This is a genomic window from Pseudoxanthomonas suwonensis, from assembly GCF_000972865.1.
Classification (GTDB): Bacteria; Pseudomonadota; Gammaproteobacteria; order Xanthomonadales; family Xanthomonadaceae; genus Pseudoxanthomonas; species Pseudoxanthomonas suwonensis_B.
Genome location: NZ_CP011144.1, coordinates 1399392 through 1422089 on the forward strand (window position 1 = coordinate 1399392; position 22698 = coordinate 1422089).

13 protein-coding genes are annotated in these 22698 nt (G+C 71.6%); 4 read left to right on the plus strand and 9 right to left on the minus strand.

Annotated elements, in window-relative coordinates; genetic code table 11:
- Positions 1–79: 79 nt before the first annotated feature.
- The 6 genes from WQ53_RS05920 to WQ53_RS16995 all read right to left on the minus strand — a co-directional run bounded on the left by WQ53_RS05920 (position 80) and on the right by WQ53_RS16995 (position 11924).
- A complete protein-coding gene (locus WQ53_RS05920) occupies positions 80–1600 on the minus strand; it encodes a mannitol dehydrogenase family protein (protein ID WP_052631217.1) in 1521 nt (506 codons plus the stop codon).
- Positions 1601–1736: 136 nt separating this feature from the next.
- Positions 1737–4481, minus strand: coding sequence for a glycoside hydrolase family 3 protein (locus WQ53_RS05925; protein ID WP_082112875.1), 2745 nt, complete (start codon positions 4479–4481; stop codon positions 1737–1739).
- A gap of 22 nt (positions 4482–4503) precedes the next feature.
- The gene (locus WQ53_RS05930; protein WP_082112876.1) at positions 4504–6249 is read right to left on the minus strand and encodes a glycoside hydrolase family 43 protein; all 1746 of its coding nucleotides are present in this window, start codon (positions 6247–6249) and stop codon (positions 4504–4506) included.
- Positions 6250–6412: 163 nt separating this feature from the next.
- Complete coding sequence (gene manD, locus WQ53_RS05935) at positions 6413–7666, minus strand: D-mannonate dehydratase ManD (RefSeq protein WP_052631219.1); 1254 nt, start codon at positions 7664–7666, stop codon at positions 6413–6415.
- Complete coding sequence (locus WQ53_RS16990) at positions 7663–9684, minus strand: sialate O-acetylesterase (RefSeq protein ID WP_082112877.1); 2022 nt, start codon at positions 9682–9684, stop codon at positions 7663–7665. Before WQ53_RS16990 ends, manD begins: the two co-directional genes overlap by 4 nt.
- Positions 9684–11924: an alpha-glucuronidase family glycosyl hydrolase gene (locus WQ53_RS16995; protein WP_082112878.1), complete on the minus strand. Its 2241-nt coding sequence runs from the start codon at positions 11922–11924 to the stop codon at positions 9684–9686. Before WQ53_RS16995 ends, WQ53_RS16990 begins: the two co-directional genes overlap by 1 nt.
- A 107-nt stretch (positions 11925–12031) precedes the next feature.
- Between WQ53_RS16995 and WQ53_RS05950 the strand changes: the two genes are divergently transcribed.
- The gene (locus tag WQ53_RS05950; protein ID WP_052631220.1) at positions 12032–13093 is read left to right on the plus strand and encodes a LacI family DNA-binding transcriptional regulator; all 1062 of its coding nucleotides are present in this window, start codon (positions 12032–12034) and stop codon (positions 13091–13093) included.
- 152 nt (positions 13094–13245) lie between these two features.
- Here the strand turns inward: WQ53_RS05950 and xylA are convergent, their stop codons facing one another.
- Both xylA and xylB read right to left on the minus strand, forming a co-directional pair.
- Positions 13246–14577 (minus strand): xylose isomerase, encoded by a 1332-nt coding sequence (gene xylA, locus WQ53_RS05955; RefSeq protein ID WP_052631221.1) that lies wholly within the window; start codon positions 14575–14577, stop codon positions 13246–13248.
- A 41-nt stretch (positions 14578–14618) separates the two neighbouring features.
- On the minus strand, positions 14619–16121 hold the full coding sequence (gene xylB / locus WQ53_RS05960; RefSeq protein ID WP_052631222.1) for a xylulokinase: 1503 nt from the start codon (positions 16119–16121) through the stop codon (positions 14619–14621).
- A gap of 911 nt (positions 16122–17032) precedes the next feature.
- Between xylB and acnD the strand changes: the two genes are divergently transcribed.
- Genes acnD through prpF form a run of 3 tightly spaced genes read left to right on the plus strand, consistent with a single transcriptional unit; the run spans position 17033 to position 21502 of the window.
- Positions 17033–19651, plus strand: a complete 2619-nt coding sequence (gene acnD / locus WQ53_RS05965) for a Fe/S-dependent 2-methylisocitrate dehydratase AcnD (RefSeq protein WP_052631223.1) — start codon at positions 17033–17035, stop codon at positions 19649–19651.
- 1 nt (position 19652) lies between these two features.
- Complete coding sequence (locus WQ53_RS05970; protein ID WP_052631224.1) at positions 19653–20228, plus strand: 2'-5' RNA ligase family protein; 576 nt, start codon at positions 19653–19655, stop codon at positions 20226–20228.
- Positions 20229–20254: 26 nt separating this feature from the next.
- Complete coding sequence (gene prpF, locus WQ53_RS05975; protein ID WP_052631225.1) at positions 20255–21502, plus strand: 2-methylaconitate cis-trans isomerase PrpF; 1248 nt, start codon at positions 20255–20257, stop codon at positions 21500–21502.
- Between the two features lie 169 nt (positions 21503–21671).
- Here the strand turns inward: prpF and WQ53_RS05980 are convergent, their stop codons facing one another.
- Entirely contained in the window at positions 21672–22559 is an 888-nt protein-coding gene (locus WQ53_RS05980) for an NAD(P)/FAD-dependent oxidoreductase (protein WP_052633945.1), read from the minus strand.
- Positions 22560–22698: the final 139 nt, after the last annotated feature.

Consider the following 22698-nt stretch of genomic DNA (forward strand, 5'->3'; position numbering starts at 1 on the left):
TGTGAACGGAGCCGCGACCTGGAAGCTCCCGGAGCCGACTGCAACTCGGACGCGCAGATGCGGCCGGTGCGCTGCATGCTCAGGCCTGCCCGTCCGCGGCCAGCGCGGCAGCCACCGCCGCCGGGGTACCGTCGCCCAGCGCGGCATAGGCCCGGCGCAGCGCGGCAACGAAGCGCGCGTCGGCCGACAGCGGCGCGAACACCGTGTCCAGCGCGAGGAACGCGGCGACGTCGTGCTCGGCCTCGCCGGTGGTGCGCAGGCCGATGCCGGCCAACTGGTCGGCCAGCGGATCGACGATGGCCACGCCCGCGTTCGCCTGCCGGCGCACGAAGCGCATCCAGCCGGCCACCGGCAGGCACAGCCGGTCGATGTCGCGTCCGGCGGCGAGCGCATCGGCGATCGTGCCGAGCAGGCGCACCGGCAGCTTCTGCGAGCCGTCCCAGGCGATCTGCGCCAGCAGGTGGCGGATGGCCGGGTTGCGGAAGCGGGCCAGGATCGCGGCGACGTAGGCGTCGGCATCGAAACCGCGCGGCAGTTCCAGCGAAGGCACGATGTCCTGGCCCATCAGCCGCTCGACGAAGCCGGCCAGCGCCGGCGCGCGCATCGCGTCGGCCACCGTTTCCAGCGCCATCAGCGAGCCGAGGTAGGCCAGCGCCGAATGCGGCGCGTTGAGCAGGCGCAGCTTGGCCCGGTCATAGCCGGCGATGTCGTTGCTGAGCACCACCCCGGCGCGCTCCAGCGGCGGGCGGCCGTTGCGGAAGTCGTCCTCGACCACCCACTGCGTGTACGGCTCGCGCTGCACCGGCCAGGCGTCGTCGCGGCCCAGCCGCGCGGCCACGTCGGCGCGCAGCGCGTCGTCGCTGGCCGGGGTGATGCTGTCGACCATCGAACGCGGGAAGGCGACCTCGGTCTCGATCCAGCCGGCCAGCCCCGCCTCCAGTTGCCGTGCGTCCAGCTGCCGCGCGTACTGCAGCACCGCGCGGCGCAGGCGGCCGCCGTTGTCGGCCAGGTTGTCGCAGCTGAGCACGGTGTAGGGCTCGGCGCCGCGCTGGCGGCGCAGGCGCAGGCCGGCGACCAGCCAGCCGATGGCACTGACCGGCGCCTCCGGCGCGGCCAGGTCGTGGACGATGTCCGGGTGGGCCAGGTCGATACCGTCGGCGGACAGGCAGTAGCCCTTCTCGGTGATGGTCAGGGTCACCAGGCGCACGTCCGGGTCGACCAGCCGCGCCAGCACCGCCTCGCGCTCGTCGGGCGCGCACAGGACCTCGCGGATCGAGCCGACCACCCGCAGCTGCGGCTGTCCATCGGGTACGAGTTCGCCCAGCAGGACCAGCGTGTACAGCCCGTCCTGCGGGCGCAGTGCATCGCGCACGCCGGTGCTGTGCAGCGACACCGCGCTGATCGCCCAGTCCGGGTCGGTGGCGAGCAGGTCGTCGACATAGGCCGCCTGGTGGGCGCGGTGGAACGCGCCCGGGCCGAAATGGACGATGCCGATCCGGGTCCTGGCGCGGTCGTAGGCCGGCAGCGCGACCTGCGCCGGCAGGCCGGCCAGGGTCGCGTCGGAAAGGCGGGGAAGCGTGGGCACGGCCGGTTCGGTCATCGGGGTCCTGCGTGGAAGGCGGCGGCGGATAGAAAACGAGGCGATGGCGAAGCCGACGGCCTGGGAGTTCCGCCGGCTCCGCCCCGCCTCGACCGGCCATCCCCTGGAGAGAAGAAGGATGGCCGGCTGGAACGCGTCATTGCGCCTGCACCTCGAACCGGGCACGGGCGCGGATGTCGGCGCTGGAGGCGCCGACCTGCAGCTCGTAGCCGCCGGCATCGACGGTGTAGGCCTGCTTCGATTCGTCGTAGTGGCGCAGGTCCCTGTCCGGGACCAGCTCGAAGGCCAGCTCCCGCTCCTCGCCCGGCTGCAGGTGCACGCGCTGGAACCCGCGCAGCGCCTTCAGCGGCAGCCCCGCGCGCGGTTCGAGCGCGCGCACGTACAGCTGCACCACTTCGTCGCCGGCGCGCTGGCCGCTGTTGCGCACCTTGACCGTGGCCTTCAGCGCTTCGCCGCGCGTGGTGCCGGCGCGGTCCAGCGCCAGCCCGGAGTAGTCGAACGTGGTGTAGGACAGGCCGTGGCCGAACGGGTACAGCGGCTCGCCTTCGAAATAGCGGTACGTACGCCCGTCCATCGCGTAGTCCTCGAACGCCGGCAGCTTCTCGTCGGCCTGGTAGAAGGTCACCGGCAGGCGGCCGGCGGGATTGGCGTCGCCGAACAGGACGTCGGCCACCGCAGTGCCGCCGCGCTGGCCCGGGTACCAGGCCACCACGATCCCGGGGACGTGCTCCTTGGCCCAGTCCACGCCGATCGCCGACCCGGTGGTCAGCACCACCACCACCGGCTTGCCGGTCGCGTGCAGCGCCTCGAGCAGCGTCTGCTGGGTCGCCGGCAGGCGGATGTCGGTGCGGTCGCCGCCGGCGAAGCCCGGGTAGTTGACCGTCATCTCCTCGCCTTCCACGTCGCCGGTCAGGCCGCCGACGAACACCACCGCGTCCGCGCCGCGCGCGGCGTCCAGTGCCTCCTCGAACGGCGACTTCGCCCCCGGCAGGTCCCAGGCCAGGCGCACGGCGGCGTCGCGCTCGTTCTCGTAGTACTCCAGCACCAGGTCGTAGGCGCGGCCGCCTTCCAGCTCGACGCTGGCGCTGTCGGCGCGCAGGCGGTCGGCGTTCTCCCAGCGTTCGAGCAGCGGTTTGTCGTCCAGGCTCAGGCGGACGCCGTCGTTGGCCGCGGCCTCGATCCGGTAGCTGCCCGACACCGGCGGCAGCAGCTGGCCGCTCCAGCGGATGCCGAAGCCGTCGTTGGGCAGGACCTGGCCCGGGCCGGCCTCGCCGCGTGCCTGCAGGTTGTCGGTCGGCGAGCCGCGGTCCCAGCGGAAGCCGATCTGCGGATCCACGCGCACCAGCGTCGGCTCGCCGGACAGGTCCTTGTTGCGGAAGTATTCGCCGCGCAGGCCGCGCTCGGTCGAGCCGGGCGACGGCCGCAGGTACTGCGGTTCGATCAGCGGCGTGGCCGCCGGATCGTCGCGGCCCTCGACCAGGTCCGCGCCGCGCGCGTACACCACCTCGGCCTGCGGCAGCGCCTCGCGGATCCCGCGCAGGACGGTGACCGGGTCGGCCGGGGTGCCGTAGTAGTTGCCCAGCAGCGCCATGGTGTCGTCGGCGGTGGGGCCGACCACGGCGATGCGCCTGAGGTCGCGCGGCAGCGGCAGCACGCCGTCGTTCTTCAGCAGCACGATCGACTCCTGCGCGACCTTGCGCGCCAGCGCGTCGTGCTGCGGCGACTGGTTCACCGAGTACGGGATCTGCGCCCACTTCACTGTTTCCGGCGGATCGAACATGCCCAGGCGCATGCGCGCGGCGAGCAGCCGGGTCGCCGCCTTGTCCACTTCGGCCTCCGGCAGCAGGCCCTTGCGCACCGCCACCGGAATCGCGGCGGCGTAGGTGTCGCCGCAGTCGAGCTGGGTGCCGTTCTTCACCGCCAGCGCCGCGGCCTCCTCGGGCGTGGCCACGATCTTGTGGTTCTTCCAGATGTCGACCACCGCCCAGCAGTCCGACAGCACGTAGCCCTGGTAGCCCCAGTCGCCGCGCAGGATCTGCTCGGTCAGGAACCTGCTGGCGCTGGCCGACTCGCCGTAGACACGGTTGTAGGCGCCCATCACCGCAGCCACGTCGGCTTCCTTCACCAGCGCTTCGAACGCCGGCAGGTAGGTGTCGTAGAGGTCGCGCTTCGACGGATGCACGTCGAAGGTGTGGCGGTCGGCCTCCGGGCCGCTGTGCACGGCGAAGTGCTTGGCGGTGGCGTCGAGCTTGCGGTGGGTCGGATCCAGCGGCCGGCCGTCGGGCGTGTCGCCCTGCAGGCCGCGCACGAAGGACACGCCCAGGCGCGAGGTCAGGTACGGATCCTCGCCGTAGGTCTCCTGGCCGCGGCCCCAGCGCGGGTCGCGGAAGATGTTGATGTTCGGCGACCAGTAGGTCAGGCCCTGGTAGCGGCCGTGCTGGCCCTCGGCGAGGAAGCGGTGGTGCTTGGCGCGGGCCTCGTCGCTGATCACCCTGGAGACCTGGTCCATCAGCGGCACGTCGAAGGTCGCGGCCATGCCGATCGCCTGCGGGAACACGGTGGCCGCGCCGGCGCGGGCCACGCCGTGCAGCGCCTCGTTCCACCAGTCGTAGGCCGGCACCCCCAGGCGCTCGATCGCCGGGGAGTCGTTCTGCATCTGCGCGGCCTTCTCCTCCAGGGTCATCTGCGCGACCAGCGCCGCGGCGCGCTCCTCGAAGCTGCGCCGGGTGTCCAGCCACGGCCTGGCGTCAGCGGCATGTGCTTGCAGCACCGGCAGCGTGGCCAGCAGCGCGGCGGCGCACCAGCAGGCCAGCGCGCGCGGGCGCGGCGTGGGGATGGACGACGCATTCGCTCCGGTGACCGCTGCGCTGATCGACTGCATGTGTCCCTTCCCCCTCGATGGCCTAGTTTCTTGCGCGCTCGTCGCGCGCGAACGGTCCGAGCGTGGCGCCGACGAAACCGCCGGCCACGTCCGTGCTCAGGATGGTGCCGTCGTCGCCTTCCAGCAGCGGCTGCCAGCCCTGCCCGTCGGCGTCGTAGGCGAAGGAATAGGCGCCCTCGTCGCCGCTGATCCTCAGCTTCAGCTCGCCGGCGGCCGCGATGGCCTGCGTGGCCACGACCGCGGGCGACGCCTCGCCGCCGCGCTTCTCCAGGAACAGCTCGGCGCCATCGCCCGCGCGGCGCACGCCGAGGAAGTACCAGTACTGCTCGCTCTGGAACGCGGCCAGTCCGGCGGCGGTGCCCGCTTCCGGCAGTTCCAGCGCCAGGCTGGCGTCGAAACGCAGGTGCTGCTGGCGACGCGCCAGGAACGCGGGGTTCTTCAGCGTGTCCAGGCCCTCGGCGAGCGGGTGGATCGTCAGCTGGCCCGGACGCGCGGCGAAGTCGAACCATGCCTGCTTGGGTACCCGCACCGACATCCAGCCCAGTCCCAGCTGCGGCTGGTCGAATTCGTCGCGCCAGGTGAAGTTGCCGGTCATCGGTGCCTGCTCGGCCGGGCGCCGCATGAACGACGGCCCGGGCAGGACGTAGGGAATGGCCTCGCCCGGCGGCAGGATCGTCGGCCAGCCGTCCTTCCAGGTCACCGGCAGCAGGAAGGTCTCGCGCCCGGTGTTGTAGTGGTCCACGCCGTAGTTGCGGCTGGCCAGGAACACGGCCCACCAGCTGCCGTCCGGCCCCTGCACCAGGTCGGCGTGGCCGGCGTTGGTCACCGGCAGCGGGCGCTGCGGATCGAGGTCGCGCTGGGTCAGGATCGGGTTGTGGTCGTAGGACTGGTACGGTCCCCACACGTCGCGGCTGCGCAGCACCACCTGCGAGTGCTGCGGGCCGGTGCCGCCCTCGGCGTCGGACAGGTAGTACCAGCCGTCGACCTTGTAGATGTGCGGCCCCTCGATCCAGATCGGGTTCTCCTCCGGCTTGATCCCGCCGTCGATCAGCACCTTGCGCGGGCCGAACGGCCGCTTGCCGGCGATGTCGATCTCCTGCAGCCAGATCGCGCGGTGGCCGTCGTAGCGCACCGGGACTTCGGGTTCGTCGTTGTTGAGGATGTAGACCCGGCCGTCGTCGTCGAAGAACAGCGACGGGTCGATGCCGCCGATGCCGGGCAGCCAGAACGGGTCCGACCAGGGACCGGCCGGGTCGGTCGCGGTGGCGATGAAGTTGCCGCCGCTGTCCACCGCGGTGTTGACCACGTAGAAGGTGCCGTCGTGGTACTCGATCGCCGGCGCGAACACGCCGCGCGACACGCGCAGCCCGTCGAAGTCCAGTTGCTCCGGGCGGTGGATGACGTTGCCGACCTGGGTCCAGTGCACCAGGTCCTCGCTCTCGAACACCGGGATGCCGGGGAAGAAGGTGAAGGTGGAGTGCACCATGTAGAACTTGCCGCGCGCGGCGACGATGCTGGGGTCGGAATGGAAACCGGCCAGGATCGGGTTGCGGAAGCTGCCGTCGGGCAGTGGCGCCTCGAAGGCTTCGTCGCGGCCGGTGTATTCGAACCAGTCGAAGTACGCGGGCGCGGCGGTGTCCGCGCCGGCGCGCCCGTCCGCGGACCTGTCGGCGCCGCAGGCGGCCAGCAGCACCGCAAGCGTGCCGACCAGTAACCCCTTCGCTCCTCGCACCGCCGCTGTTCCTCGCACCGTTCTCGCTCCTCGCATCGATTGGGTTCCCCGCACCGCGTTCACCCCTCCGCGCCCCATTCCCCCGTCGTCCCCGCGTAGGCGGGGACCCAGTGGCTTTGGCTTGCAGGCATGAAGTCACTGGGTTCCCGCCTTCGCGGGAACGACGGTAGTGAGATGGCCTGCAGCCGTTCCATCGCCATCACCAGTCCCACATCGACCCGTCCTCCAGCCGCGCGATCGGCAGCTGCTTGGGCGAGTACGGGTATCGGGCGGCCAGCTTCTCGTCGATGTCCACGCCGATGCCGGGCGTGTCGCCCACGTACAGGCGGCCATTGCGCAGCGCGTAGTCGTGCGGGAACACCGCGTCGGTCTCCTCGCTGTGGAACATGTACTCCTGGATGCCGAAGTTCGGAACCCAGGTGTCGAAGTGCAGCGCCGCGCCCATGGTCACCGGCGACAGGTCGGTGGCGCCGTGGAAGCCGGTGCGCACCTGGTACAGCGCGGCGAAGTCGGCCAGCCGGCGCACGTGGGTGATGCCGCCGCCGTGCACGATGGTGGTGCGGATGTAGTCGATCAGCTGGTTCTCGATCAGGTACTTGCAGTCCCAGATCGAGTTGAACACCTCGCCCACCGCCAGCGCGGTCACCGAGTGCTTGCGGATCAGCTCGAACGACTTCTGGTTTTCCGCGGGCGTCGAGTCCTCCAGCCAGAACAGCCGGTACGGCTCCAGGTCGCGGGCCAGGCGCGCGGCCTCGATCGGGGTCAGGCGGTGGTGCACGTCGTGCAGCAGCTCGACGTTGCCGCCGTGGTCGGCGCGCAGCTGCTCGAACAGCTTCGGCACCACCTCCAGGTAGCGCGGCGTGTTCCACACGGTCTCGGCCGGCAGCTCGCTCTCGGCCGGCTCGTAGGCCTTGCCGGTGGAGATGCCGTAGGCCTTCTTCACCCCCGGCACGCCGCATTGCGCGCGCACCGCCAGGAAGCCCTGCTCGATGAACCTGCCGACCGCGTCGCTCGCCTCGGCGATGTCGCGGCCGTTGGCGTGGCCGTAGACCAGCGCGCCTTCGCGCGAGCGGCCGCCGAGCAGCTGGTACACCGGCAGCCCGGCCATCTTGCCGAGGATGTCCCACAGCGCCACGTCCACCGCGGCGATCGCGCTCATGGTCACCGGGCCGCGCCGCCAGTAGGCGCCGCGGTGCAGGAACTGCCACATGTCCTCGATCCGGCCGGCGTCGCGGCCGATCAGGTTGGGCACCACGTGGTCCTGCAGGTAGGAGGCCACGGCCAGCTCGCGGCCGTTGAGGGTGGCGTCGCCCAGGCCGTACACGCCCGAGCGGGTGGTGATCTTCAGGGTGACGAAGTTGCGCCCCGGGCAGGTGACGATGACCCGGGCGTCGACGATCTCGCGGTCGTTGCGGGAGCCATGGTTCGTGGTTTCTGAAACGGAAGTGCTCATCGTGCGTGGTCGTCGTAGGGGATGGCAGGGATGGGCAGCTCGAACGGACCGGCAGGCAGGCCGGCGCCGTCGAACAACGTGCAGACCGGGCCGTCGGCCCAGCAGTAACGGACGCGCGTGGCCTCGTGCGCCGCCGGCGTGCGCAGGGTGACGCGGTTGTTCCAGATCTCGGCGGCGGCGTAGCGGCAGGAATCCTGCTCTGCGCCGCACAGTTCGAAGCCGATCGGGCCGTCGGCGCCGTAGCCCCTCAGTCCGTCGGTGACGTTGTCGAAGGTCAGCACCACCGCATCGCCGGCGCGTGCGACCGACGCCGGCACCGGCCCGGACGGCGGCAGCTTCTCGCCGTAGACCACGTGCCGCGCCAGTCGCGCCAGGCGCCGGCCGAGCTCCTGCTTGTTGGTCGGGTGGATGTCGTAGCGGTCGCCGATGTCGATCGCCACGGCCAGGCCGCTCCTGGCGTCCTCGACGGCGACCTGGCGCTGCGCCTCGCGCAGCGCGGCCCAGTCGCTCTCGCCCGGCTGCGTGCCCGGCATGCCGTAGTTGGCCAGCTGCACGACCAGCAGCGGCAGGTCGCCGCCGAACTGCGCGCGCCAGTCGCGGCGCAGGGTGCGCAGCAGCTCGGCGTAGCGGTCGTGCTCGAAGGTGTTGGACTCGCCCTGGTACCAGAGCGCACCGCGCAGGCCGTAGCGTCCCAGCGGCGCGATCATGCCGTTGTACAACGTCGACAGGCCGGCGGCGGTCTGCCAGGGCGCGCGCGGCGGCGTGCCGGCTTCCGGCGGGACCATGCGCCAGGTCCAGCCGCGGTCCAGCGGCGCGCTGCCGCCGTCGGCGAAGCGCAGCGCGTGCAGCGAGGCCGGCCCGCCCAGGCCGCCGTCGCGGTAGGTGTCGAGCACGTTGACCACGACCACGTTCTCGCCGGCGCGCAGCAGGCCCGGCGGCAGCCGGTATTCGCGGCCCGGACCGGCGCCGTAGGTGCTGCCGACCGCCCGGCCGTTGACCCAGGTCATGTCGATCTCGTCGGCCGGGCCCAGCACCAGCACCGCGTCCTGCGCCGCCTGCGCGGCGGTCAGGTTCACGGTGGTGCGGTACCAGACCATGCCGTTGAAGTCGGCCAGTTCCGGCACGCCCCAGCGCTCCCACGCGCCCAGCTGCGGCGGCGCCTTGCGCCAGCTGCCGGCCGGCTTGCGGTCCGCGCGCCACGGCTCATCGCCGGCGGCCACGCCGGGACGGCCCGACCACCAGCGCTGCCACAGCGCGCCCCAGTCGCCGACCGCGGCCACCGGGTCGTCGGCGTAGCGCGCCAGCACGTCCAGTTCGTCGTCGTACCAGCGCGTGTCGCGCAGTGCCGGCGCGCCGGTCCAGGCCTGGATCCGCGAGCCGCCCCAGGCGGCGTTGACCAGGCCCATCGGCACGTCGACCGTCTTCTGCAGTTCGCGGGCGAAGTAGTAGCAGGCGGCGGAGAAGTCGCGCACCGAATCGGAATCGACCGGCCGCCACTGCACCGGGCTGGAGAAGCTCGCCTGCGGCACCGCGCTGCCGGCCTGCGGCACGGTCAGCAGGCGGATGCGGTCGTTGCCGGCGCCGGCGATCTCGGCGCGCGCGTCGAGCGTGCGCCAGACCTGCAGTTCCATGTTCGACTGGCCCGAGCACAGCCACACGTCGCCGACCAGCACGTCGGACACGCTCTGCTTCGCATCGCCGGCGCGCGCGGTCAGCGTGTGCGGACCGCCTGCCTTCAGTGCCGGCAGCTGCGCCTCCCAGCGCCCGTCGGCGCCGGCGCGCGCCTTTGCGCGCTTGCCGGCCAGTTCCACCTGCACGTCCTGCCCCGGCTGCGCCCGGCCCCAGACCCGCAGCGGCTGGCCGCGCTGCAGGACCGCGTGGTCCTGGAACATGGCGTGCAGCAGCGGCGCCTGCTCCGGCGCGGGATCGTCGCCGGCTGCGTGCGCCAGCGGCACGAACGCCGCCAGCAGCGCGGCGGCGCAGCGCGCACGCAGCGACCGGATGCCGGCGCGATGCATCACTTGCCGTCTCCCGGTGCGAACGGGAACTGCAGCGACTCGTAGTATTCGAGGCTGTGCGGCGGCGCGGCCTGGCCCGCCGGCAGCGGCCGCTTCGAGAAAGTCTGGAAGTAGGCGATGCTGGCATCGCGCCACCACTGCGCTTCCTTCTCCTGGATCGCCAGGAACGCGGCGACCTGCGCATGGCGCTCCGGATCGACGTGGCCGGCCAGGCCGTCCCAGGTGCTGCGCATGCCCTTGACGTAGTCCACGCCGCGGCCGTAGCGCAGCACCAGTTCGTCCCACAGGGTGCGGCCGGAGGCCATGCGGTGGTCCCAGGGCACGTGGTGGAACCAGAGCAGGAACTCCTCCGGCACCGCATCGATGTCGCCGAACTGCGCGGCCACCGGCGGCGCGTACTGGGCCACCGCATCGCTGCCGTTGACGCTGCGGTCGAAGCCGATGCCCTTGTCGTCGGCGCGGTGGTAGTAGACCGAGGTCCAGTCCGCGCGCGGGCCGCCGGCGACCCAGGGGCCCGGGCCGTAGTGGTGGCCGCGTCCCATCAGGTGGTGCAGGCCAAGCGGCGTCATGTAGTCCACCACCGCCTCGCGCGAGCCCATCATCATCGCCACCACCGGACCGACGAAGGCCGGGTCGGTGGTGAAGGTCATCTTGACCCACTCCTCGGCAATGGCCTGCGCCTCCAGGTACGGGTCCCAGGCCAGGCGGCCGAAGGCGAACCAGTTGGCCTGGTCGAAGTGCGAGCCGCTCCAGTTGCGGTCCACGCCGATGTTGGCCACGCCGGCCATGCCGGTGAGCGGGCTCCTGCCCGGTTCGCCCGCCTCCAGCGTGCCGTCGATCACCCGGGCCACGGTCGAACCCGGCCCGCGCACCTGGGTGTCGGCGCGCAGCACCTCCTCGTACAGCGTGCCCTTGTAGGCCAGGTGGGTGGCGAAGCCCAGGTACTCCTTGGTGATCTGGAACTCCATCATCAGCGGCGTCTTCGGCATCGCGCCGAACAGCGGATGGAACGGCTCGCGCGGCTGGAAGTCGATCGCGCCGTTCTTGACCTGCACCAGCACGCGGTCGTGGAACTGGCCGTCGAACGGAACGAACTCGTTGTAGGCCTGCTTGGCGCGGTCGTCCGGCTCCTCGTGCGAGTAGACGAAGGCGCGCCACATCACGATGCCGCCGTGCGGCGCCAGCGCCTCGGCCAGCATGTTGGCGCCGTCGGCGTGGCTGCGGCCGTAGTCCTGCGGTCCGGGCTGGCCCTCGGAATTGGCCTTGACCAGGAAGCCGCCGAAGTCCGGGATGGTGCGGTAGATCTCCTCGGCCTTGGCCTTCCACCAGCGGCGCACCGCCGGGTCGAGCGGGTCGGCGGTCTCCAGCCCGCCGATCTCGATCGGCGCGCTGAAGCGGGCGCTGAGGTAGACCTTGATCCCGAACGGACGGAACACCTCGGCCAGCGCCGCCGTCTTCTCCAGGTACGCCGGCGTCAGCGCCTGCGCGCTGGTGTTGACGTTGTTGAGCACCGTGCCGTTGATGCCGATCGAGGCGTTGGCGCGGGCGTAGTCGGTGTAGCGCGGGTCCTTCCAGTCCGGCAGCCGGTGCCAGTCCCAGATCGACTCGCCGGCGTAGCCGCGCTCGACGTAGCGGTCCAGGTTGTCCCAGTGGTTGAGCACGCGCACCTGTGTCCGCGGCGCTTCGCGGATGTCCAGCGCCGCCAGCGGCTGCGCGGTCTGGATCAGGCGCAGGAAATGGAACGCACCGTACAGCGCGCCGACGTCGCTGTTGGCGACGACCACCGTGGCCGGGCGGCCGTCGATGCGCACGCTGCGGACCAGGTAACCCTCCTCGCCCAGCCCGGACAGGTCCAGCTTCAGCGCCGCCAGCTGCGGCGAGGACGCCGGCGTGCCCACGACCACCGCGCCGTCGCGTCGGGCGCGGGCGGCGGTCGCCGGCGCCTGGCCGAGCAGGCCGCGCAGGCCGCGCGCCAGTTCGTCGCGGGTGGCGCGGGCGGTGGCGGTGTCCGCCGGCACGACCAGCTCGGTCGCATGGGCGCGGTAGCCGGCCAGGCGGGACTCGTGCACCGGCGCGTAGCGCAGCCACAGGTCGTAGCCGTCCTCGGCCGCGGCCGGGGCCACGGGCACGGCGATGCCCAGCAGGAGCAGGGCCAGCCAGCTGGCGGCCAGGCCACCGATCCGACGCAAGGCGGCGGGCACGCGGCCCCCTTCGCCTGTTCCATTTCTTAGCGCTACCATCAAGTCCTCCGGAGTTCGGGTATGGGGTCGGGGTCCACCGGCCCAGCCGTGGCGCAAGCCACGGCGCCCCGGCGCCGACCGCCGCAGACCTGCCGAAGGGACCCAAATTGGAGAAGCCAAGGAAATCCGTGCGCCGCAAGGGCCGCGGCGTGACCATCGACGAGGTCGCGGCACTGGCCGGCGTCTCGCCGATGACCGTCTCCCGGGTCATGAACAACCAGGGCAAGGTCCGCGACACCACCCGCGAGCGGGTGCTGCAGGCCGTGCGCGAACTGGACTACACGCCCAACCTGGCGGCGTCCTCGCTGGCGGCGGCGCAACACACGCGCATCGCGCTGATCTACACCAACCCCAGCGGCGCCTACCTGCGCGAGATGCTGGTCGGCCTGCTGCGCGTGGCCTCGCGCACGTCCATCCAGCTGGTGATCGACTACTGGGACAACCTCGACCCGGAGGTCGAGCGCAAGGCCGCGCGCGCCATGTCCGGCAAGGTCGACGGGGTGATCCTGCCGCCGCCGCTGTGCGAATCGCATGCGGCGGTCAGCGAGTTCGTGCGCGCCGACGTGCCGGTGGTGGCCATTGCCGCCGGCCGCTCCAGCGACGAGATCTCCTGCGTGCGGATCGACGACCTGCGCGCCGGCAAGGAGCTGGCCGAATACCTGATCGCCCAGGGCCACAGCCGGATCGGCTTCATCAAGGGCCGCCCGGACCTGAGCGCCAGCTCCAACCGCTACGAGGGCTTCCAGGCCGCGCTGCACGAGGCCGGCCTGCCGCTGGAAACGGCGCTGGTGCAGCAGGGCGACTACACCTACCGCTCGGGCCTGAAGGCGGCCGAGAAGATCCTGGCGCACAAGCGCCCGCCGACCGCGATCATCGCCTCCAACGACGACATGGCCGCCGCAGCCATCTCGGTGGCACACCGGCGCGGCCTGGACGTGCCGCGTGACCTGGCGGTGGTGGGGTTCGACGACACCTCCGCGGCGACCACGGTGTGGCCGGAGCTGACCACCATCCACCAGCCGATCGCCTCGATGGCCAACGCTGCCATCGACATCCTGCTGCGCACCATCCGCCGCAAGGACCGCAGCACCCGCGTGCTGGTGGACCAGGTGGTGCCGCACCGGCTGGTGGTGCGCGGCTCGGTGGCGGCGCCGGGCAAGCGCGGCTGAGCGCGCGGGCCGGGCCGTGGGCCCGGCCGCCACGGCGGTGCTGGCGATGCGGGCGCTGCCGCCCATCGTTCCCCTCCTCTCTTGCGTACAACGCGCCGCCCCCGCGCCGCGCGTGCCTCCCTCGGGCACGGGGCAGCGGGGACGGCGCAACCTCAGCGCAGCAGGTACTGGTTGAGCAGGTTCTCGTAGCGCTCCTGCTTGCCGCTGGCCTGCTTCGGCTCGCCCAGCTTGGCGGCCAGCGACGCCAGGTCGGCCAGGCCGAGCTTGCCGCCGGCGAAGTCGGCGCCCGAACCGCTGTCGAAGCTGGCGTAGCGCTGCTTGCGCCACTGTTCCCACGGCGAGTCGTTGAGCAGCGCGTACGCCACTTCCAGGCCGCGCGCGAACGCGTCCATGCCGCCGATGTGGGCGATGAACAGGTCCTCCAGGTCGGTCGACTCGCGGCGCGGCTTGGCGTCGAAGTTCAAGCCGCCGACCAGGCCGCCCTGGCGCAGCACCACCATCATCGCGCCGACGGTGTCGTACAGGTCGGTCGGGAACTGGTCGGTGTCCCAGCCGTTCTGCGCGTTGCCGCGGTTGGCGTCGATGCTGCCCAGCAGGCCGTGGTCGGAGGCCACCTGCAGGTCGTGCTCGAAGGTGTGGCCCGACAGGGTGGCGTGGTTGGCCTCGATGTTGAGCATGAAGTCCTTGTCCAGGCCATGCTCCTTGAGGAAGCCGGCCACGGTGGCCGAGTCGAAGTCGTACTGGTGCTTCATCGGCTCCATTGGTTTCGGCTCGATGAAGAACTTGCCCTTGAAGCCGATGCTGCGGGCGTAGTCGCGCGCAGCGGTGAGGAAGCGGGCGAAGTGCGCCAGCTCGCGCTTCATGTCGGTGTTGTGCAGCGAGGCGTAACCCTCGCGGCCGCCCCAGAACACGTAGTGCTCGCCGTCCAGCTCGACGGTGGCCTCCAGCGCGGCCTTGACCTGCACCGCGGCGCGGGCGACCACGGCGAAGTCCGGGTTGGTCGAGGCGCCGTTCATGTAGCGCGGGTGCGAGAACAGGTTGGCCGTGCCCCACAGCAGCTTGGTGCCGGTGGCCTGCTGGCGCTCCTTGGCCAGGCCGACCAGGTGCGCGAGGTTCTTCTCGTACTGGCCGATGTCGTCGGCGTCGGGCGCCAGGTCGACGTCGTGGAAGCAGTAGTACGGCACGCCGATCTTGGTGAAGAACTCGAACGCGGCGTCGACCTTGGCCTCGGCGGTGGCCATGGCGTTGTCGCGCTCCCACGGGAAGCGGCGGGTGCCCGGGCCGAACGGATCGTGGCCGGCGTTGCAGAAGCTGTGCCAGTAGCACACGCCGAAGCGCAGGTGCTCGCGCATGGTCTTGCCGCCGATCACCTTGTCGGCGTCGTAGACCTTGAACGCCAGCGGGTTGTCCGAGCCCGGGCCCTCGTAGCGGATGGTGCCGATGCCGGGGAAATATTCCTTGGCGCCGATGAATGCCTTGCTCATGTCTGTGCTTCCGTCGATGTGACTTGGGGGGATGGAAACGATCAGGCGTACAGCGGCCGGATCGCGTCGAGGTGGGAAAGGAAACGTCGGTACTGGGCCTCGTAGGCGGCGGTGGCCTCGGCGTGCGGGTGCGCCGACAGGCGCGGCTCCAGGCGCACGTGCGCGGCGGCCAGCGCGGCCAGGTCGGCGCCCGGGTCCTCGGCGCGCTGGGTCGCCCACAGCGCCTGCAGCGCCGCGCCGAACGCGGCACCCTCGGCCTGCTCGGGCACGTCCACCGGCAGGCCGAACACGTCGGCGATCATCTGCCGCCACACCACGCTCTGGCTGCCGCCGCCGGTCAGGCGGATCGCCTCGAAGCGCAGACCCGCGTCGACGAAGGCGTCGTAGCCGTTCTTCAGGCTGTAGACCGCGCCTTCCATCGCCGCGCGGTACAGGTTGGCCGGATTGAGGTTGGTGGCGGTGATGCCGAACAGGCTGCCGCGGCCGTTGGGCAGGTTGGGCGTGCGCTCGCCGTTGAGGAACGGCAGCATCAGCAGCCCGCCGGCGCCGGGCCGGGTACCGGCCAGCAGCTCGTCGCCCTGCTTGGTCGAGAAACCGCACAGCCCGGCCACCGCTTCGGTGGCCACGGTGCAGTTCATGGTGCAGATCAGCGGCAGCCAGCCGCCGGTGGAGTCGCAGAACGCGGCCCAGCGGCCGGCGTCGTCGACCATGGGCCGGTCGGTGTGGGCGAACAGGGTGCCGGAGGTGCCCAGGCTCATGCTCAGCACGCCCGGGGAGACGTTGCCGGTGCCGATCGCGGCCATCATGTTGTCGCCGCCGCCGGCCGACACGCGCACGCCGTGCGGCAGGCCCAGTTCGTCGGCGATGGCCGCGGCGATCGGGAACAGCGCGTCGGCCTCGACCAGCGGCGGCAGGCAGGCGCGCAGGTCGCGGTCCGGGTCGGTGGCGGCGATCAGTTCGTCGGACCACTGGCGGGTGCGCACGTCCAGCCAGCCGGTGCCGGAAGCGTCGCCGCGCTCCATCCAGCGCTCGCCGGTGAGCCAGAAGTTCACGTAGTCGTGCGGCAGCAGGATCGTGGCCAGCTGCGCGTAGGCCTGCGAGCGGTGCTCGCGGGTCCACGGCAGCTTGGAGGCGGTGTAGCCGACCAGGATGGGGTTGCCGGCGATCTCGATGGCGCGCTGCGCGCCGCCGACCGCGTCCATGATCAGGTCGCACTCGGCCGCGGTGCTGGTGTCGCACCACAGCTTGGCCGGGGCCAGCACGTTGCCGGCGCGGTCCAGCGGCACGAAGCCGTGCTGCTGGCCGGACACGCCGATGGCGGTTACCCGCGCACGCAGGGCCGGGTCCAGGCGCGCGAAGCAGGCGCGGATCGCGTCGATCCACCACTCGGCGCGCTGCTCGCGGCTGCCGTCGTCGCCGGCGGCCAGCTCCAGCGCCTCGCCGACGGTGGCGGCGATCTGCCGCGTCTGCGGGTCGTAGGCCACGAGCTTGACGCTCTGCGTGCCGACGTCCAGGCCGAGGATTACCGGGTTGTTTTCGCCCATCGTGTTAGCGCTACCATCAGATCGAGGGAAAAACGGGCCCCTGGCCCGTTCTGGCCATGGCGGCATCGCGGCCACGGCTGGGTGCGACTGTACCAGCACCCCGGAAAATGGCTTGCTGCACTGCGCAAACGTGCAAAAGAGGGTTCTTCGCCGATCCGGGGGATAGGCCTGCACCGCAACGGCAACGGCAAGAGCGCCGCGCGTGGTCGGCTTCGGGGAGCTTCCAGGTCGTGGCTCCGTCCGCCGCCGGATGGCTGGCGCCTGCGGGCTTGCCCTGTAGGAGCGGGCATGACCGCGACACGGGCGTCGGAATCAGGACAGCGTCGCCTGTGCCGACGGCGTCGGGTCGCGGTCATGCCCGCTCCTACAGAAGGCAGCCCCGCCGCAGGTTTCCCCCCTCCCTTTCGCCGCAGGCGAAGGGGAGGGCCGGGGAGGGGTGCCTTTGCTGTTGCACCTCCGATCGAAGCCACGACCTCAAAGCTCCCGAGGCCGTCGTGCCCAGGGGGTCTGGCGCAAGCAGCACAGGGATGTGCTGCGCTCGCTCCTCGGAGGCAGGACGCCGCAGCGGAGCGATGCGCCAGACCCCCTGGGCACGGCGGACCCCGGCCGAAGCTGCGACGCTCTTGCTTAACAGGCGGCGACCCACGCCATGGCCTCGTGGTGGCAGCCGGCTGCCGCGCCGGCCGCGGATTCCCGTTCCGGCCGCTACGCGTTGATCGCCTGCATCAATGCTTCATGCGCAATTCCCGGCGTATTCGCCCAATGGACCGGCATTGCGGCCGGGTGCGGCATTGCCCCGCCGTAGAATCGTCGCCATCTCCTTACCTGCACGGCACGTCTCTCCGCGCCGCCCTCCGGGCACCGGACAGCGACGGCCCCGCACACCCCCACGCCAGCGCCGGACGCCCGCCATGAACACCCAGTACCGCAAGCCCCTGCCCGGCACCCGCCTGGACTGGTTCGACGCCCGCGAAGCGGTCGACGCGATCCGCCCCGGCGCCTGGGCCACCCTGTCCTACACCGCGCGCGTGCACGCCGAGGACCTGGTGCGCTGCGCCGAGCCGGCGCGCCTGCACGACTACCTGGCCCAGCTGATCGAGCGCCGCCGCGACCTGGACTTCCCCTGGTTCCCGGTGCGCGTGGTCTGCCACGACATCCTCGGCCAGACCGCGCTGGTCGACCTGGCCGGGCTGCGCGACGCCATCGCCGACCAGGGCGGCGACCCGGCCCAGGTCAACCCGGTGGTGCCGGTGCAGCTGATCGTCGACCACTCGCTGGCGGTGGAATGCGGCGGTTTCGAGCCGGACGCGTTCGCCAGGAACCGTGCGATCGAGGACCGCCGCAACGCCGACCGCTTCGACTTCATCGAGTGGACCCGGCACGCGTTCCGCAACGTGGAGGTGATCCCGCCGGGCAACGGGATCATGCACCAGATCAACCTGGAGAAGATGTCGCCGGTGGTCTACACCCGCGACGGTGTCGCCTTCCCCGACACCTGCGTGGGCACCGACAGCCACACCCCGCACGTGGACGCGCTGGGCGTGATCGCGGTCGGCGTCGGCGGGCTGGAGGCTGAGAACGTGATGCTCGGCCGCGCCTCGTGGATGCGCCTGCCGGACATCACCGGGGTCAAGCTGGGCGGCCGCCCGCAGCCGGGCATCACCGCCACCGACGTGGTCCTGGCGCTGACCGAATTCCTGCGCAGGGAGAAGGTGGTCGGCCATTACCTGGAGTTCTTCGGCGAGGGCGCCGCGGCGCTGACCATCGGCGACCGCGCCACCATCTCCAACATGTGCCCCGAGTACGGCGCCACCGCCGCGCTGTTCTACATCGACGGCCAGACCCTGGACTACCTGCGCCTGACCGGCCGCGAGGAACAGCAGGTCGCGCTGGTGGAAACCTATGCCAAGGCCGCCGGGCTGTGGGCCGACGACCTGGCCGCCGCACAGTACGAGCGCGTGCTGGAGTTCGACCTGTCCTCGGTGGTGCGCAACATGGCCGGGCCGTCCAACCCGCACCGGCGGCTGCCGACCTCGGCGCTGGCCGAGCGCGGCATCGCCGACGGGGCCAAGCTGGACGCAGCCCGCGACGAGGAGGCCCGCGGCCTGCTGCCGGACGGGGCGGTGATCATCGCCGCGATCACCTCGTGCACCAACACCAGCAATCCCCGCAACGTGATCGCTGCCGGCCTGCTGGCGCGCAACGCCAACGCGCGCGGCCTGCTGCGCAAGCCGTGGGTGAAGACCTCGCTGGCGCCCGGCTCCAAGGCGGTGCAGCTGTACCTTGAGGAATCGGGCCTGCTGCCCGAACTGGAACGGCTGGGCTTCGGCATCGTCGGCTTCGCCTGCACCACCTGCAACGGCATGAGCGGCGCGCTCGACCCGGCGATCCAGCAGGAGATCGTCGACCGCGACCTGTACGCGACCGCGGTGCTGAGCGGCAACCGCAACTTCGACGGCCGCATCCACCCCTATGCCAAGCAGGCGTTCCTGGCCTCGCCGCCGCTGGTGATCGCCTACGCCATCGCCGGCACGGTGCGCTTCGACATCGAGAAGGACGTGCTGGGCGTGGACGCGGAGGGCAACGAGGTGCGGCTGAAGGACCTGTGGCCGTCGGACGAGGAGATCGACGCGATCGTGAAGTCCAGCGTCAAGCCCGAGCAGTTCCGCAAGGTCTACGGGCCGATGTTCGACGTGCGGGTGGAGCACGGCGGCGCGGTCGCGCCGCTGTACGACTGGCGCCCGCAGAGCACCTACATCCGCCGCCCGCCGTACTGGGAGGGCGCGCTGGCCGGTGAACGCACCCTGCGCGGCATGCGCCCGCTGGCGGTGCTGGGCGACAACATCACCACAGACCACCTCTCCCCCTCCAACGCGATCCTGGCCTCCAGCGCCGCCGGCGAATACCTGGCGAAGATGGGCCTGCCGGAGGAGGACTTCAATTCCTACGCCACCCACCGCGGCGACCACCTCACCGCGCAGCGCGCGACCTTCGCCAACCCGAAACTGCTCAACGAAATGGTGCGCGACGAGGCCGGCAACGTGCGCCAGGGCTCGCTGGCGCGGCTGGAGCCGGAAGGCCGGACGATGCGCATGTGGGAGGTGATCGAGGCCTACATGGAGCGGCGCCAGCCGCTGATCATCATTGCCGGCGCCGACTACGGCCAGGGCTCCAGCCGCGACTGGGCGGCCAAGGGCGTGCGCCTGGCCGGGGTGGAGGCGATCGTGGCCGAGGGCTTCGAGCGCATCCACCGCACCAACCTGATCGGCATGGGCGTGCTGCCGCTGGAGTTCAAGCCGGGCCAGGACCGCCACAGCTTCGGCATCGACGGCAGCGAGACCTTCGACGTGGTCGGCGCACGCGCGCCGCGCGCCGACCTGGTCCTGGTGGTCCACCGCCGCAATGGCGAGACCGTGGAGGTGCCGGTGACCTGCCGCCTGGACACCGCCGAGGAAGTCTCGATCTACGAGGCCGGCGGCGTGCTGCAGCGCTTCGCCCAGGATTTCCTCGAGGCGGCGAAGGCGGCCTGAGATGGCGCAGCCGGGCGAACTGTTCGTCATGGCGCGGGTGCCCGGGCCGGTGCGCGACGCGCTGCTGCATGCGCTCTCGCTCGGCGGGCTGGAGGCGAAGCTGGGCCGGGCCCTGTACCCGCCGCGCAACTGGCACCAGACGCTGTCGGCCCTGCAGCCTGCCGAAGCGCTGGAGCCGATGCGCCGCGCCTGCGCAGGCCTGGACGCCCGCGCCTTCGACATGCCGCTCGACCGGCTGGAGAGTTCCGGCGCCGAGCCCGGCCGCATCCACTGGCAGTTCGTTCCCTCCGGCGGCAAGCCCGATGGCCTGGCGCTGCTGCTCGCCGACGTGAAGGACCGGCTTCGCGGGCAAGCCATCGCCGACACCCAGGGCCATCGCGCCCACGTGACCGTGAGCTACAACGCCCACCAGGGCATCGGCCGGCTGGACATGCCACCGGTCCACTGGCCGGTGGATGCGGTCGAACTGGTACAAGTGGCCGGCCGCGGCGCCGACTACCGCTACGACGTGGTCGAAGCCTGGCCGCTGCGTCCCTCTCCCACGCCCGCGCCGATCCAGTTCGGTCTGCTGGGCTGAGTCCAACTCCCGACTTCGGATCGCCCATGACCGCACTTCCGCAGCCCCATGCGCCTCAACTGGGAATCCCCGCCACCTACATGCGCGGCGGCACCTCCAAGGGCGTGTTCTTCCGCCTGGAAGACCTGCCCGCCGCGGCGCAGGTGCCGGGCCGCGCGCGCGACCGCCTGTTCCAGCGAGTGATCGGCTCGCCCGATCCCTACGGCAAGCAGACCGACGGCATGGGCGGGGCGACCTCCAGCACCAGCAAGTGCGTGATCCTGTCGCCGAGCGCGCGGCCCGGCCACGACGTGGACTACCTGTACGGGCAGGTCTCGATCGACACCGACTTCGTCGACTGGTCGGGCAACTGCGGCAACCTGTCCACCGCCGCCGGCGCGTTCGCGATCCATGCCGGCTACGTCGATCCCGCGCGCATTCCCGCCGACGGCGTGTGCACGGTTCGCATCTGGCAGGCCAACATCGGCAAGACCATCCTCGCCCACGTGCCGGTCACTGGCGGTCAGGTGCAGGAGAGCGGCGATTTCGAGCTGGACGGAGTGACCTTTCCCGCCGCCGAGATCGTGCTGGAGTTCATCGACCCGGCCGACGAGGGCGAGGACGGCGGCGCCATGTTCCCCACCGGCAACCTGGTCGACACGCTGGACGTGCCCGGCGTCGGTGCGCTGGAAGCCACGCTGATCACCGCCGGCATCCCGACGGTGTTCGTGGACGCCGCCGCCATCGGCTACGACGGCACCGAACTGCAGCCGGCGATCAACGGCGACCCGGCCGCGCTGGCGAGGCTGGAGGCGATCCGCGTCGCCGGTGCGCTGCGCATGGACCTGATCCGCACACCGGAGGAGGCCGCCACGCGCCAGCACACGCCGAAGGTGGCGTTCGTCGCCCCGCCCAGGGCGTACGAAGCGTCCAGCGGCAAGGCCATCCCTGTGGACGCCATCGACCTCAACGTGCGCGCGCTGTCGATGGGCAAGCTGCACCACGCGATGATGGGCACCGCCTCGGTGGCCATCGCCGCCGCCGCCGCCGTGCCCGGCACCCTGGTCAACCGCGCCGCCGGCGGTGGCGCGCGCGAGGCGGTGCGCTTCGGCCATCCCTCCGGCACGCTGCGGGTGGGTGCGGCGGTGGCGCAGGTCGACGGCCAGTGGACCGTGACCCGTGCGGTGATGAGCCGCAGCGCGCGCATCCTGATGGAAGGGCAGGTTCGGGTGCCGGCTGACACGCTCCCGATTGTAGGAGCCCAGCTTGCTGGCGACCGGGTGCCGGAACCATGAGGACGTCGCCTGGGCCGAGGTCGTCGCGTCGCCGGCTGAACCCGGCTCCTACAACGGCCACGGCGCGGCCGCCTTTCTGCAGGAGCTGACTTCAGTCGGCGACACGGGCGCCAGGACAACGAGGGCGTCGCCTGTGCCGACGGCGTCGCGTCGCGGGCAAGCCCGGCTCCTACCCACGCGGCGCGAACGGCAACTCGCCGTGCACGTGCAGCGCCGCGACCGCTGCCTGCCCGACCGCGACCGATATCTGGTTCAGGCCGCTGACGATGTCGCCGATCGCGTACAGACCAGAAACCCGCGTGCGCTGGTGCGCATCGACCGGGATCTCGCCGGCGCCGGTGAGCGCCACCCCCGCTTGCGCGGCCAGGTGCGCACTGCTGCGGCAGCCCAGGAACGGATACACGGTGTCGAACCAGTAGCAGCCGTCGTCCAGCGCGTATCCGCAGCGTTTGCCGTCGAACACCAGCTGCCCTTTCGCCGGCAGCACGCGCACGTCGATGCCGTCGAGGTCAGCGGCATCGCCGTCCCTGTCGGTCGGCAACAGCGACAGGCGCGCGGTGTAGCCGCGCAGGAAGCGCGCGTGCGAGACGATGGCGTCCCAGGGACCGTGGATGCCGATCTCGCGGTCGCTGACCTCGTAGGCGTCGCACACCGGGCACAGCCGCAGCGCGCCGCAGGCCACTGCCTCCTCGACGCAGGGGATGTCGGGCAGCCGGTCCGCCAACCCGGTGGCGAGGATGACCGCGCGCGCCTGCCAGCACCGCCCGTCCTCGCCCTCGATCCGGAAGCCGGTCGCGGACCGTGCCAGCGCGGCCACGCTGGCCTGCTCGAAACGCGCACCGAAGGACTCGGCCTGGGTGCGCAGCCGCGCCAGCAGTTCCTCGCCGGAGATGCCGTGCGGGAAACCTGGGCAGTTGTTGCTCTCCGGTATCCAGCGCGCGCGGCTGCGGCCGGCATCCAGCACCCGGCAGGCGCGGTGCAGCCGGCCCAGGTAGATCGCGGCGGTCAGCCCGGCCGGGCCACCGCCGATCACGATCACATCCACCACATCGTCCACGCCCGCCTCCGTCACCGCGTCCACCGCACCATAGAAGGTGCCCGTGAAGACCGTGCAGAGCCGCCCCCTCAAATGGGGTCAGGTACATTTTCCTGCGTACCGCAGATCGAACCGGAGCCGTCGTTCCCGGCAAGCGATA